Origin of the sequence: Pontibacter amylolyticus, assembly GCF_014638845.1 — a bacterium.
Classification (GTDB): Bacteria; Bacteroidota; Bacteroidia; order Cytophagales; family Hymenobacteraceae; genus Pontibacter; species Pontibacter amylolyticus.
Map to the genome: position 1 here is coordinate 242,527 of NZ_BMFP01000004.1, position 14,356 is coordinate 256,882.

Below are 14,356 nucleotides of genomic sequence, written 5' to 3' on the forward strand. Positions count from 1 at the left end.
TGTTTATAAATAAAACTAATTAATTTAGCTAAATCAATAAATTGCTACGTAATTGCTAATTATATTAGTTATAAGATATAATAATAGCTGTTATGTGTACTGCCAAAGTTATTCCCATATCCTCCCATGCCTTAGAGCCCTTTGACTTTGAATCATTAGAAAACATCGACTTGCCTCTTTTTGCTTCCTATGTCTCAGCTGGATTTCCTTCTCCTGCTGATGATTACCTAGAGGATAGGATTGACTTAGGTAAGTACTTGGTACAGAATCCAACCTCTACCTACATGATGCGTGTTAAGGGCAACTCAATGCAGGATGCAAACATCCACGATGGGGATATTCTAGTAATTGATAAAGCGCTAACTCCAACTGATGGATTGCCTGTCGTGTGCTTCCTAGATGGGGAATTCACTGTAAAGACTTTCAGAAAGATTAAGAATAAAGCATACCTCTACCCAGCAAATCCAAACTACAAGCCAATTGAGGTCACAGAGGACATGGACATGAGAGTATGGGGAGTGGTGGTCTGGGTACTTCATAAACCCGTTAGGCTATGACCAGTCTGTTCGCACTATGTGACTGCAATAATTTCTATGCTAGCTGTGAGAGAGTATTTGACCCCTCGCTGAATGGGAAGCCAGTGGTAGTGCTAAGTAATAACGATGGGTGCGTAATCGCAAGGAGCAATGAAGCAAAGGCGCTGGGCATACAGATGGGGGACCCTTTCTTTAAAATTAGAAACTTGGTTGAGCATAGCCATGTCAAAGCCTTCTCATCTAACTATGTGCTCTATGGTGATATGTCTGATAGGGTTATGCAGACACTCTCACAGTTCACGCCTCATGTGGAGGTATACTCCATAGACGAGTGCTTTCTCGACCTTGGCGACTTCTATGACATAGACCTGTTCAGTTATTCATGGGAAATCAAGAAGACAGTGACGAAGTGGACTGGCATCCCTGTCAGTCTGGGAGTAGCCCCAACCAAGGCACTGGCAAAGGTCGCGAACAAGCTCGCAAAGAAGTCAGCGAAAGCCAATGGTGTTTTAGTTTTAACAGACCCTTTCCACATTAAGAAGGCCTTAGAAGCTACGAAGATAGAGGATGTATGGGGTATAGGTGGGCAATATGCCAAGTTCCTTAGAAATCATCAGATACATACAGCATTGGAGTTTACTAACGCTTCTGAGAACTGGGTCAGAAAGAATATGACTGTTGTTGGTGCCAGGCTGCTAAAGGAGCTCAAAGGGGAGTCATGCTTAGAGTTGGAAGAGGTAAACCCTCCTAAGAAAGGTATCTGCACTTCAAGAAGCTTTGGGGCTAAACTAACCACCTTTGAAGATATTCAAGAGGCCACAGCGAACTATGCAGCTAAGTGCGCCAGGAAGCTCAGGGGGCAAAAGAGCTGTGCCAGACTTGTAACTGTGTTTATCCAGACCAACCGCTTCTCTGAGAACGATAGACAGTACTACAACAGCAAGACCATCTGTATGCCAGTAGCAACCAATTCAGACATAGAATTGATTCATTATGCTACTCTTGCACTTAGAGCTATCTATAAACCAAACTACTACTATAAGAAAAGCGGGGTTATTGTGACAGAGATTATACCTGACAACCAGATACAGTTTGACCTCTTAGATACGGTTGACAGGGATAAACATAGTAAGTTGATGAATGTAATGGATAAACTCACAGACAGATTTGGCAGAAGCAAGGTACAGGTGGCTGCACAGGGTACTAACAAGAGCTGGATTCTGAAGTCTGATTATAAGTCCCCTTGCTATACCACTAGGATGGCTGAACTTCCAACAGTTCACAACCTGTTTTAGATGTACTCTTTCTATTTTTCTATATACCTATTAAAATATATTATATAACTTGTCAGTATCAGAAGAAACATTACTTCATCAAATCCCTATGATAAGCCTTCAGAAGATAATTCTATTACTGGTATTTAACTGTATAGCTGCCTCTGCCTTCGCACAAAACCTTTTCTTTATTGGAAACAAGAGCTATCCTAGCACTGATACTTATACACTTCGTTCGAAAGATTACGGGACCCAATCCCTTGATGTATTAATTGCTAAGAAGGGAGAATCTGGAGTTATCGCTCTTAGTACAGAGTCAATGTTAGGGACCCTGATAAGAGGTAAAGCTTATATCTTCCTAGACAATGGAGAAGTAATTACGTTGATTGACCGCGGTTTATACGATTATGTGAATAAGGTTGCAACAACAGCCTATTACCTAACACCAGAAGAGATTGAGATGATGAAAGATAGCAACATCAATACAATCAGATTCACAATGAAATGTAGAGAATGTGCCATGGCTACTGATGAGGGAAACTACTCTGTAGTTAACTCACACAATTCCATATATGGAAGAGCCGATTTCTCTGAATTACTTATTAATCTATTCGATTAGTTAGTAAAGATGAACAAGGAAGAAGCTTCTAATACCCATTAACTGTTAACCTGAACCAATCTAATACTTCTAAGGAAAGTAAGGCTAATATTAAGTTCAGAGTGTCCTAATAGTTACTGAAGCAGCTTCAGGCTCTTCATTCTCTTGAAGACATTGACTGAGGCAGCATGATGAAAGCTATATAATGTATATGTAGGGTTTATCAATGCGAACTCTAAAATTTTATTCATTGCCCTCGACTATGACGTTTTGAACCACGACTTATTGTATAGACAGAAGATTAGGGAAGAATAGAACGTATCAATATCAAGCCTCGCAGAAGCTCTCTTATTACCTAAATTTGAAGGTTAACTATTTAAGAAAATAGATTACAGGTTACTTGATAAGTGGTCTGAAGTATTCCATCACAGTTCAAACATCATGGAACTCAAACTTATTATAGACAAACTTTACCAAGACTCAAAAAATACACCAATCAGAGGCCTGTCAGCCATCGCTGAAGCTGAAAAATATCTGCAGCAGGCATATGAGGGCCGTTATTTATTTGAGTTGATACAAAACGTTCGTGATGCCAATAAAGAGATAAACCAAGATGGGCTAATCTTTATCGAATTAAACGATAATGTTTTAGCTGTTTCAAATACTGGTGCTGAATTCAGTGAGAAAGGTATAGAAGGAATTACTACAATTGGGCAAAGTACAAAGCAAAGTCAAGACTTTATTGGTTTCAAAGGCATTGGTTTTAAGGCTATACGAGAAATTACAGATACCCCTAGAATTGTTACGCGATATGGATCTGTCATATTTGATCGTAATCTTACCTTGAAAGATTACAAGACAAAGAATGTTATAGAATCTAAGATTCCACTATTCTACTTTCCTCACTATAGTCCTAGTAAGCTTAATAATAGAAAGTCCGAAAATGGTATAGTAACTCGTATTGAACTCCCCCTCAAAGAAACAGTAAAAGAAGAGAAAATAATAGCCGACTTCAATAAGATAGGCCCTAGACAAATACTATTGCTAGATAATATTTCAAAAATCGAATTTAGCTTAGGTGAGTATAGGGTTAAATATGCTATTGAGAAAGATTTAAAGCGTCATTATGTTAAACTCACTCTAAATGATGACAAGGTTTATCAATACAAAAGTTTCTCTCCTAAACAGAAAGTCACTATCCCTAGCTCTATTATTGAAAGCTTAGAAGGTAAAGAGAGGGAAATATTTAAGCTTAATCAGCATGTAGATATCAATATAGTAGTTGAGTTAGACGATAATGGTCATTTTGTTCCAATTGATAAAGCTGAACTTTACTTATTTTATCCTTTAGAAATAACTTCAGGATTTAGATTTTTAATACATAGTTATTTTATAGTAAATCCAGAACGTACAAGGTTACGAACTTCCACGCTTAACAATTTCCTGTTAGAGGAATTGGCTAAATTCATTTCAAATGAGATGTTAAATCATCTTAAGAGAAATCACAAAACAAATACAGCTGATATACTTTGCTTTGAACGTAATCAAGACGCTAAACTGGATGTGCTTTATGATACACTAGTGAATGAGTTAAAATCAAAAGCATTTATCTATGATAGTATTACAAAGAGGTTTTATAAACCTTCAGATGTATATGCTGCGGACAATTTTGATAGAGGTCTATTTCCTGATGGAAAGCTTAATAATAGACAACTTGTTTTCTTCTCTGATCAAAAGGTTCATGAATGGTTGTTTGAAGAGTTTGATGTTCCATATCTCCACTACGATGATATCGCAAATGAAATTGAGCAGGAATGTAGAAAACAGCTAAAGAAGAAGAACTTAGTTTTTTTTCAGAAGCTGTATAACTATGTTAATGATCATGAAAAATTTAATATTACAGGGAAGAAAGTTCTCTTAACGAATCAATGGAAGTTAGTGTCCAGTGATGAAGATGTATTTTATATTGGGAATGAAGCCAATCAGATAAAGTTAGGGAAGCAAGTCCAAAAGCACATTAACTTTATACATAAAGAAATAAAGTTATCTATCCGAGAAGGAAAAAGCAGAATAGGGTTATTAGAATACAGTAAATATGAGTTAGTTCGTCGGTTGCTTAAGCTTTTTAGCAATAATAAAAAAGTGCCTAAAAGTGAGGTCTTGCAAGCATTATTACAAATAGAGTTTGATAACAAGTCAGAGCTAGAGGTTAAAGAAAAAATTTTATTACCAATAAAAGGGCAGAGCGATTGGCTGCAGCCTCTATTTAATCCTATATATAGAGATCTGCCTGAGCTAAAAGAGCTCTATCCTGGAGGAAGTTTTGTTGACCTAGACTTAATATCTGCGCTGGCACCAGAAAGGAAAGATATTATTGAGTTCCTAAAAATAGCTGGTGTGTGGTCTATACCTGGTGTATACGTGGAGCCAAGATTATATGAATTGTCCAGAAGTGATGCCAGAGATAAAGAACTCTTTAAACTGGACTGGCTTTATTCTCGACCTTTTAAAATGCAGAATGATGTGTTAATGGATATTCCTTCTGCATTTACGTCTTTCTTCACACAAAGCATCCTTAACAACTGGCTTGTCTATCGTAATTTCATCCAAAGCAATCTTTTGCCAGAAATGAAATACCGTTCTAAAGATTCTGGGCTAAAAACTATTGAAAGTGTTAACAGATTAAAGGTTAGTGGGTTCGTAGAGTCTTTAAAACATCAGAAGTGGGTGTCTTTTGAAGGAGAATCAACTACATATGGCATTAAGGATGTTGTTGGTATAGAGCCTCTTGATACAACATTATCAAGTTTGCAAATATTAAGGAAGTATTTGGTAACATTTCCGATATCATTCAAGCACCAAAAGGATTTACTAAGGTTAATTAATATTTGTCATCTGAATGGTGAATCATATGAGGATTATAAGTTAATTCTTTCAGGCATTTACAATAGGTACAAGACCAGCTTAAACCTGAATAAGGATTTCAGTAACTTTTATAACAAGATTTTGGGTAAGTTGTACGATTACTTTGCTCATAGAAGTGATGGGTACGAGGAGGGGATCATAACTCTAAAAGAGATACATCTTTTAGGGGTAAATGAGCTTAGTGGGGAGTTCGTATGGGCGAAAGGGAAGGACTTAATATATATTGATGACAAATTAAATTATGATTTGCTACCAATTAACATCAAAGAAAAGATACAGCCTCATTTTACTAATCGTGATAGAAATACCATAGGTCGTATTGCCAGTAGAATTGGCAAAAAGTTTTCTGAGTCATTAACTAAAGAACTTGTTGACTCATCAATCAAAAAAGGTTTACTGCTTACAGATTACTTTGAGCTATTACCTGAAAGCTTGGCGCTACTAGAGTATCATCTTGGAACTGCTTTACACACCGAGATAGATGAAATAAAGAACACTCGTGTATATATAAAGGACAATATTGTAATAAATATTAAAGTTCAGGGTGGAATAACTACGCCAATGGAGGTAAGTCATTTCGTCCGTAAGAACAAAAATCATGAGATTCACATCATTGAAGATCCGCTAAGAAATAGTAAGAAACTTATTGCTGAATCACTAAATGAGTTATTTATACTGATTTTAGACCGTGATTTAAGGAAGTATAATAGGTTTCTCCAAGACTTTTTAGAGAGGGAAGATAAGACTGGCTTTCTTGAGCAGTATGAAATAGAACAACTAAGGATTGGTGAAATAAAAGATATTCTAAATTCATCTGGCTTGTCAGTAATCCAAAGGTTTTGGCATACTGTCTTAATAATAAAAAATGCGGAGCAGCAGACTTTCCTTGCTAGTAAGGGGGTGAGAGATGATGTGCTAAGTAATTTACTTAGCTGCGATATCGATTTGATAAGGCATTTTAATTCAAGCTTCGACTTCTATAATCAGAGTCACAGCGACAATATACCTATGTTACATGATTTATTTATGCATTTAGGTATCTCTCTAGGTGAATTTAATGAGCTTGCTTTCCCAAAGATCAACTTTCAAGCTCACTATGCGAGATTGTTGAATAGTTACATAGATGGTTATGAAAACCAATTTGATAAGTTCCTTTATAATCACCTGCTAGGTACTGGTATAGATGAAAAATCAAGATATCAGGATTACTTAGATACTTATAAAAGAGGTTTAAATGTTTCGATATCGTCATCCTCTTTATATTTAAATGTTGAGGAATTATTTGTTGAGCAAATCATGAATAACTTCCCTTTTCTCACTTTGACTTCTTTAGCAGTATTTAACACGCATATACAGAGAAATGTTAATGCTATGTATGCAAAATCTTATTCCAAATTAAGAAAACTATTAGAAAAGGGTAAAATCGAGTCAAAGTATTTGGATGAATTTTTAAGCTATAATCGATTTAGAAGTTTACTTTACTTTGGTGAGGTTATAGCAGTGGTTGATGCCTACAAAGATTGGATTAGTAATAAGTCAGATTCTGACAATGTTTCTCAAAATGGACATTCAGGTAATAGATTAGCTGAAACTCTATCACAGTTCATAAACGAGAATGGTGCTTCTATTGAGTCTGTTCAAACCAAGAGTGTTGGAAATAGGAGGGATGAGGGAGTGGGAGTAAACGGATCAGGAGGAAGAAGAGGCGATGGCGGCAGTTTTGATGAATCTCGTCAAATGATAGGGCTAGTAGCTGAGAAGGTTGTTTATGACAAGCTTTGTGAAGAGTATGACTCAGTAAGATGGGAGTCAAAAAATGCTACAAAAGCTTATCCCGAACTCTTTCCAGAAGGAGATGATAAACTTGGATACGATATTTCTTACAAGGATAAAGAAGGCAATAGAATTTATGTGGAGGTCAAAGGCAAATCAGATAATCAAAAGTTATTCGAAATAAAGAAAAATGAATTAGACAAGGCTCTTAAATTCAAGGAAAATTATAAGGTGATATTCGTATCCAATGTATTAGATAATAAAAGGAGGCGAATGTTAGATCTAGGTAATCTCTTTATTTTAGAGAATGGACATGATTTCTTCAACAACAATAAGTTTTCAGCACGCTATAAGAACTTTGAAATTTATTTTAATTAGTAATTCAAGCTTAAATAATAATAGTGGAGCTATAACTATCAGGTAGGATTGTGACAAGAGGCAGTTTACTTAACTGTCTCTTGGGACATGATATATAGGCAATGTTTTACCTATGTTTACCCTATTAAATGAAAAACCCGCTAAGTTATTGATTCTTAGCGGGTTTCTATGGTTAATTGTGGTCGCGAAGGGAGTCGAACCCCTAACCTTCTGATTCGTAGTCATGACGATAGCCTTTATTGCTAGTATTATATATTAGTAAAAACCGTCTTTTTAGCCAAATTAAGCAATTTTTGTTTCTCCTTGTTTAGTAATATTACTTGACTTTTTGACGGTTTGTGTGCAAATTGTGTGTACAGGAAATAATTTGCACACACATGATACCCGTACTTACTTCCGTCATGCTGGATACCAGAAGGGCTCTGAAAGATGGCTCATTCCCGGTAAGGTTGAGGCTCACCTTCCAAAGACAGCGCAAATACTATAATACGAGCTACTCTTTGAGCGAGGCAGAATTCTTTAAGGTTCAAGCGGAAAAGCCGAAAGGAAAGTACAAAGAGCTTCAGATAGCTTTTCAGGCAATAGAGCAGAAGGCTATAGGCATCATCCGTAACCTTGAAACCTTCACTTTTGAGCAGTTCGAGAAGAAGTACCTGAACACTGCAGTTAAGAACGATGTCTTTACAGCATTTGAGCAGCAAGTCACAAGACTGGTTGAGGAAGGCAGGGTAGGCACGGCCAGCAGCTACGAGAGCGCCAGCCTCTCCTTGCTATCCTTTATTCAGAAAGAACCCCTTACCAGAAATAAGGGCTTATCTAGAGCTAAAGCAACCGAGAAGAGGGAAAACCTGCTGAAGAAACGCAAGCCTCTGGCTTATGCCGCTATAACTGTTGATTTCCTGATGGGGTACGAGAAATGGATGCTTCAGCACGGCCACTCGATCACCACCATAGGCATCTACCTGCGGGCGCTTCGCGCCATCTACAACAACGCCATCGCGGCAGGGGAGGTGAACGCCGACCTCTACCCGTTCGGCAAGAGAAAGTACCAGATACCCTCCGGCCGGAATGTGAAGAAAGCCCTGACGCTGGCAGACATTGAAAAGATATTCTCCTATAAGCCTGCCACCGAGAACGAAGGGCGTGCGCGGGACCTGTGGATCTTCTCCTACCTGTGCAACGGGATAAACGTGAAGGACATCGCCCGTCTGAAGTACAAGCAGCTTGACCAGGAGAGGATCACCTTTGTCAGGGCCAAGACGGAGCGGACCAGCCGCCAGAATATCAAGGTCATTACGGCCATGCGGACGCAGGAAATTGATGAGATCATCGAGAGATGGGGTAATAAACCCGCTTACAGTGAAGATTATGTGTTCCCCTTGCTTGAACCAGGGTTGTCTGCGGAAAGAGAACGGGCAAAGATTCAGCATGCCACCAAGACTATAAACAAGTACATCAAGCGTGTTGCCTCCGCGGTTGGCATTGAAAAGAATATAAGCACGTACACGGCCCGGCATTCCTTCTCTACAGTCCTCAAGCGAGCAGGGGCACCGATAGAGCTTATATCTGAATCCCTTGGGCACTCTAACCTGAAGACGACCGAAAGCTACTTGGATAGCTTTGAAAACGACGTGAAGAAGCAGTACGCTGCACGGTTAACAGCATTTAATATGATTAGCGAGTGAGGTTTAATTAATAGTTAATACGATTCTGCTGTGGAAATAAACAAGGGACCATAATACACTATGCGCCTATAATAATAGATAGCGATGAATATTGGAGGGAAGGTTGTCATGTATTTGACTGGCCTTGACAATAAGCTGACTACTATTGTAGAGTACAGGGCAAAGGCGGTTCAAATACTCTAAATTTAGGTACATTAAGTCTCATAATGAGTAGGAGTCTAGTTCAATTTCAGGTAATCTAGCTTTAGGATCAGCTTCTTTTGAGTAAGGTCGTCAGGTGACTTTTTTTATTTCCTTACATTTTTATGTAAGGAAGAGATCATCTTCATGGTAGCAGCCCAATTTACATACAGCGTAATTGAGATTGGCCTTTAATCCTCTATTATCGTCACGAGGTGTTTATGCCTTTAACTTGTAGTGTAGGTCCATAGTCCTGGAAAATTTTCTATGATTGTCGCGACAACTGAATATACCGGAGAGGCATGTGAGGTATATACCCATATTGGCAAGGCCAATATTTTGCGCATTCTAACTTAAGAGCCCCGCATTAAAAGTTTTTGTGAAGCAGTTCCAGTAATGGAGTAGAAGCCTTGAGCATTAGACTCTTCCTAACAATGGCGCCCTGCAGCCCAAGCATTAGTATATTCCTGCAAATATACCCTATAAATATAATTATTAAAACACTGTATTGCTCAGGCAACCAACAAGGGGTATTCATAATTATATAAAAATCAGCTGGGAATGTATAAAACTATCACGGTAAGGGATGGGTATAACTAAGGACTTATAACCAAACAAAACAAACTATGAACATAACGATGAATAGAGAACTAGTTTCAGTGTTGGCAGAATGTGCCGCAGCCTGTAACTACTGTGCTGTCTCCTGTCTGCAGGAAGACGATGTGAAAATGATGGAGCGCTGTATCCGCCTCGATCTGGACTGTGCCGCTATCTGTAAAATGGCGCTGGATTATGTATCCCGTGATTCGACTATGAAGCGAGACGTGCTGGACCTGTGCGCCAGAGTGTGTCGCGAGTGCGGTGCGGAATGTGAAAAGCATTCGCACATGGAGCACTGCCGTATGTGCGCTGAGGCTTGCCGTCGTTGCGAGCAGGCTTGCCAGCAGGCGTAGTTGTTATTACAAGTTGGTCAAATGCAAGACCTAAGAAACACCCTGATTGTTCTATACCTGCTAGAGCGGTCAGGGTGTTTTTTGGCGTGGACGTGAATTACAGTGCACCGATAGAAGTCCCCATAAAATTAAGAGGCTTAGTAAGTGAATTTTGGTCACATTTTTTAACCACATAATCTATGAAAAAAATTTTATCAGTATCAGAAGCTTTGCTCTTATGCTAATTGCCGTCTTTGTGTTCAGCAGCTGCGAAAATGACCAAGATGTTGTTAGCCCGTTAAGTACCAGCGCAGAGAAAGCGACGAAAGGTCCTTACTGGGGGGCGACAAAGCATTTGACAAGGAAATGCAGCAGATCATCAACTCCATGATGAAGATGATGAACCAGATGGAGATGACCTGCGACCCCGACATTGATTTTGCCAACATGATGATCATGCACCACGAAATGGGTATTAAAATGGCCGACCTGGAACTCCAGTATGGGCATGAGCCCGAGGCACTGGAACTGGCCGAGAAAACGAAGATAGGCAACATGGAAAGTAAAGTACGTCTTGAAGCATTGCTGGCATCGCATCCAGGGGCGGAACCACTCTCGAAGGAGGAGTGCAAGATGTTTATGATGGAGATGCGAGAGGACATGATGGCTATGATGCACTGCATGCGTTCTGTAATGGACACACCTGATCCGGATGTTGATTTTGCCCAGCTGATGATCTGTCATCACGAAGGAGCCCTTGCCATGTCAAACACAGAATTGAAGTGGGGGGATGATGAAATGGCCTTGGAGGAGGCTGAAATGATCATTGAAGAGCAAGCGCAGGAAATAATGGAGCTAGCCGCATTCTTAAATGAGCACGGTATACCGACCAAGCACCATAACATGTAGTAAGTCAGCATGATCTGACTTAAGATTTACAAGCCCGGCTACTGGAAACGTCAGCCGGGCTCTTTAGTTAAATGCCGTTTCATCCGGAGTATAAAATTTGTAGTTTTAGCCTTCATTTACATCAAACAATAGGTATTGCTTACCTTGTCAAAGCCGGTTTAATACCCATACTACAACCCTTACACCATGAACCCCAAAATTACAAACAGCTTTTTTGCTCTTATATTTTGCGCCTCCCTGTCCTATTGCAATCAAACCGCTAAAGAACTGGAAGTACCAGCAGAAGAAACACAGCACGCCAATCATACCCCTAAAATGAGCGAAGGCGCTGTCATTATACAGGATCAACCGGAACCTGATACATTAAGAGGCAGTCTGAAAGCAGAAGCCCATGGTATGGTAGGCAATGCGCACCTGACCATCAATTACCATTCACCAGCCGTGCGCGGACGCAACATCTGGGGCGGCCTGGTAGCTTACGACCAGGTATGGGTGACAGGAGCGCACTCAGCCACCAGCCTGACAACGGATAAAGATATCACCATAGAAGAAAAGCTACTGCCAGCAGGCAAGTATGCCTTGTTCACCATTCCTGGAAAGGAGGAGTGGACTATCATCATCAACAAAAACTGGGAGCAGCACCTGACCGACGATTACACGGAGAAGGAAGACGTATTGCGCGTTACCGTAAAACCTGAAGCAGCAGCGCAGCCACAGGAGCGACTTCGTTACCAGATCGTGTCAGAGGCTGATAGCAAAGGAGCCATTAACATAAGCTGGGACAAGTTGAAAGTAACAGTACCCGTTGCTATTTAGGTGTAGCCAAGAAGCATATTTTTATTCATAAAGCCACTCCGACAGCTGTTGGAGTGGCTTTATGAATTTATAGATGAACCTGAGTATAGCCATATGGATATACCTGAACAAGAAGCAACGTTGCTTACTTGAAAAGACTTATAGGCAAACAATTATACTTTAACAGTTAAAAAAAATGGAAAAGGGAAATTATATGAAGTTTTTGTTGATGCTAGCCGTATCGTTTGTGATCATGTACGGGGTGATGTATTTGAATGCCGATAAGTTTGATCATGTGTACCTGAACCTGAACAGGCTGTACATGGCCCTATTGATGGTGGCGCCTATGGCGCTTGTTATGTTAGGGTTTATGTCGGGAATGTATACAAATAAGAAGCTGAAGTATCATTGTAGCTGTTGGTGTAGTAGCTTTTGCCGGCTCACTGTTCATGCTAAGGAAACAGGCCTTAGTGGATGATAAACAGTTTCTAAAATCCATGATTCCGCATCACTCTTCAGCCATTCTGGTAAGCCAGGAAGCAAACATAAAAGATCCCGAAGTGAAGAGGCTAACGGAGCAGATCATAGAATCTCAGGAAAAAGAAATAGCAGAAATGAAGGCAATCCTAACCAGAATGAGGTAAATCTTATACTGTATCCATGGCCGGATCTTATTCTTGGTGATGCATGTATAAAAACGAAGCCGCCTCTTTACCGAGGGGCGGCTTCGTTTGATAATAAGGTGGACTATTTTACAACCAAAGAATAGTTTAGACCTGTTAAGTTTTTACTGTTATATTTTCCTGAAATGGATCTTGTTTTCATCTTCCCAGACACAAAGCGTTTTTTTATCCGGCATTTCAGCAGTTTCAATATAGCTGCCTTTCCCTACCACAGTTTCCGTATCTGCATTCAGGAATTTTAGTTTTAGATCTGAACCATCTTTCCAGGCAATAACCGGATTTGTTTTTCCGCTGATGCGGCAGTTCCGGCCTCTGCCAATTTGCACTTCCTGTTGGCCAGGCTTTGCATAGAAGATATTCCCTTCCCGTTGCCAGGAAGTGTGAATCGTATTCTTACTATCCAGTACAATGCCCCCGCCGTCCATGGGACATCCTTCCAGTTCCCAGGTGCCATTCCCTAGTTTCTGTGGCTGAGAAAAGTGTTGTCCGTTGTCAGTTGATTTGGTCAGGTAAAAATCTCTGGAGCCATCTACCCAGTTTCTGAACATCAGGATTACCTGTTTGCCTTCCACATCTATACTTGGCTTACAGCATTCGCACACGGTGCTGTCTGGCGATACGTATACTATCTTGTTTTCTGACCATGCGGCGGCGTTTCCTGTAGTGGAGGCAAACACGATCTTGTTTTGTTTGGTGTTTCTTACATCCAGCCACACAGCATAGAAGGTGTCTTGTTCATCGGAGGCGATACTCATCAGGCCTTCTGGCACTGAGCCCGGTATGTCATTCACACCAGCTGCCTTTATCCACTTATTTGTATCATGGTCCAGACTGTAGGTATGGATATTACCCTGCTTATCTATGGCGGTTACCACCGAGTAATTCATGGAGCTGGCAATCTGAGGCCCCATGGACATGCCCAGGTACAAGCCCTTCAGCTGCCCCACCAGTAGAGGTTCTGAGAAGGTTTGTCCGTTATCTTTGGACGTGACGCAATAAATTCTGTCTTCCAAGCCATACACTACCCTGGTATTCCCTTTTGTATCTACTGCGATCTGTGGCTGACGACCTGCCAGGAGCAGGGTGTTTGTCGTTTCTTGTTCTGTTTTGCTACAGGAGGTATTTAAAATCAGAAACAAGACAAACGTTAGAAGCTGTAATGGTGCCCTCATTCTTTACAAGTTTAAGACAAAGTATACTGTAAGATAAGAGAATTTTTGGAAAGATTCCGCTTGAAGGCAGGTAAGCGAACATGCCTGATGAATACATACAGGCCGTAAAGCGTAGCCGTTGCACAACCTGGTGTAAACTGTCGCGTTCATTTTAAGCAAAAACACATGTTGCTATGGAAGTAATCAAGTTCAAAACCAATGTGGAGAATGAGGAAGCTATATCCAGGGTAGCGCCTTACCCGGACAAAGAAGAAAGTATCAGCAGGTGGAAGCTGGAAACTGGAAGCACAGAAAATATTTTAAGTGTCTCCGGTACAGATCTTGATCCCCAAAGGATTGAAAATGTGGAGCAGGAAGCAGGATTCAAAGCTGAAATCATCCGGGTTATAGGCATCGGTGGCAAGGACTTGTAAAGCCGATAGCAGAAACTGTTAGGAGTGCTTACCATTTAAAACCAGGCATACACTAAAATGATTTTAGTAAAACCCCAGCTGATAGAAAGAGATACTAGTGTTA

General features: G+C 40.2%; 11 protein-coding genes. 10 read left to right on the forward strand and 1 reads right to left on the reverse strand.

The genetic code is table 11. The features are described 5' to 3' along the window. Positions 1-92 precede the first annotated feature (92 nt). From IEV97_RS11705 to IEV97_RS20225, 9 genes are all read left to right on the forward strand, one after another. Entirely contained in the window at positions 93-557 is a 465-nt protein-coding gene (locus IEV97_RS11705; protein ID WP_188501689.1) for a LexA family protein, read from the forward strand. Further along, positions 554-1,831, forward strand: coding sequence for a Y-family DNA polymerase (locus tag IEV97_RS11710; RefSeq protein WP_188501690.1), 1,278 nt, complete (start codon positions 554-556; stop codon positions 1,829-1,831). The genes IEV97_RS11705 and IEV97_RS11710 overlap by 4 nt, the downstream gene beginning before the upstream one ends. 88 nt (positions 1,832-1,919) lie before the next feature. Continuing rightward, on the forward strand, positions 1,920-2,429 hold the full coding sequence (locus IEV97_RS11715; protein WP_188501691.1) for a hypothetical protein: 510 nt from the start codon (positions 1,920-1,922) through the stop codon (positions 2,427-2,429). A gap of 420 nt (positions 2,430-2,849) precedes the next feature. After that, positions 2,850-7,484, forward strand: coding sequence for a protein NO VEIN domain-containing protein (locus tag IEV97_RS11720; protein ID WP_188501692.1), 4,635 nt, complete (start codon positions 2,850-2,852; stop codon positions 7,482-7,484). A 401-nt stretch (positions 7,485-7,885) separates the two neighbouring features. Beyond that, on the forward strand, positions 7,886-9,169 hold the full coding sequence (locus IEV97_RS11725) for a site-specific integrase (RefSeq protein WP_229733912.1): 1,284 nt from the start codon (positions 7,886-7,888) through the stop codon (positions 9,167-9,169). Positions 9,170-9,987: 818 nt separating this feature from the next. Further along, positions 9,988-10,302, forward strand: coding sequence for a four-helix bundle copper-binding protein (locus IEV97_RS11730; protein ID WP_229733913.1), 315 nt, complete (start codon positions 9,988-9,990; stop codon positions 10,300-10,302). Positions 10,303-10,647: 345 nt separating this feature from the next. Beyond that, the gene (locus IEV97_RS11735) at positions 10,648-11,190 is read left to right on the forward strand and encodes a DUF305 domain-containing protein (protein WP_116541395.1); all 543 of its coding nucleotides are present in this window, start codon (positions 10,648-10,650) and stop codon (positions 11,188-11,190) included. Positions 11,191-11,376: 186 nt separating this feature from the next. Next, positions 11,377-12,006 carry a DUF2911 domain-containing protein gene (locus IEV97_RS11740; RefSeq protein ID WP_116541394.1) on the forward strand — a complete coding sequence of 210 codons (630 nt, stop codon included), beginning with the start codon at positions 11,377-11,379 and terminating at the stop codon, positions 12,004-12,006. Between the two features lie 476 nt (positions 12,007-12,482). Then, positions 12,483-12,629 (forward strand): DUF305 domain-containing protein, encoded by a 147-nt coding sequence (locus IEV97_RS20225; protein WP_366915787.1) that lies wholly within the window; start codon positions 12,483-12,485, stop codon positions 12,627-12,629. Positions 12,630-12,778: 149 nt separating this feature from the next. Here IEV97_RS20225 and IEV97_RS11750 read toward each other — a convergent pair whose 3' ends face one another. Further along, positions 12,779-13,681, reverse strand: coding sequence for a hypothetical protein (locus IEV97_RS11750; protein ID WP_116541845.1), 903 nt, complete (start codon positions 13,679-13,681; stop codon positions 12,779-12,781). Between the two features lie 332 nt (positions 13,682-14,013). Between IEV97_RS11750 and IEV97_RS11755 the strand changes: the two genes are divergently transcribed. Beyond that, positions 14,014-14,253: a copper chaperone gene (locus IEV97_RS11755; protein ID WP_116541393.1), complete on the forward strand. Its 240-nt coding sequence runs from the start codon at positions 14,014-14,016 to the stop codon at positions 14,251-14,253. Positions 14,254-14,356 lie beyond the last annotated feature (103 nt).

What these genes read in the sequence shown, in the direction of transcription:
- IEV97_RS11705 (WP_188501689.1), top strand. Translation starts at nt 93, where the DNA reads ATGTGTACTGCCAAAGTTATTCCCATATCCTCCCATGCCTTAGAGCCC.
- IEV97_RS11710 (WP_188501690.1), top strand. Translation starts at nt 554, where the DNA reads ATGACCAGTCTGTTCGCACTATGTGACTGCAATAATTTCTATGCTAGC.
- IEV97_RS11715 (WP_188501691.1), top strand. Translation starts at nt 1,920, where the DNA reads ATGATAAGCCTTCAGAAGATAATTCTATTACTGGTATTTAACTGTATA.
- IEV97_RS11720 (WP_188501692.1), top strand. Translation starts at nt 2,850, where the DNA reads ATGGAACTCAAACTTATTATAGACAAACTTTACCAAGACTCAAAAAAT.
- IEV97_RS11725 (WP_229733912.1), top strand. Translation starts at nt 7,886, where the DNA reads ATGCTGGATACCAGAAGGGCTCTGAAAGATGGCTCATTCCCGGTAAGG.
- IEV97_RS11730 (WP_229733913.1), top strand. Translation starts at nt 9,988, where the DNA reads ATGAATAGAGAACTAGTTTCAGTGTTGGCAGAATGTGCCGCAGCCTGT.
- IEV97_RS11735 (WP_116541395.1), top strand. Translation starts at nt 10,648, where the DNA reads ATGCAGCAGATCATCAACTCCATGATGAAGATGATGAACCAGATGGAG.
- IEV97_RS11740 (WP_116541394.1), top strand. Translation starts at nt 11,377, where the DNA reads ATGAACCCCAAAATTACAAACAGCTTTTTTGCTCTTATATTTTGCGCC.
- IEV97_RS20225 (WP_366915787.1), top strand. Translation starts at nt 12,483, where the DNA reads ATGATTCCGCATCACTCTTCAGCCATTCTGGTAAGCCAGGAAGCAAAC.
- IEV97_RS11755 (WP_116541393.1), top strand. Translation starts at nt 14,014, where the DNA reads ATGGAAGTAATCAAGTTCAAAACCAATGTGGAGAATGAGGAAGCTATA.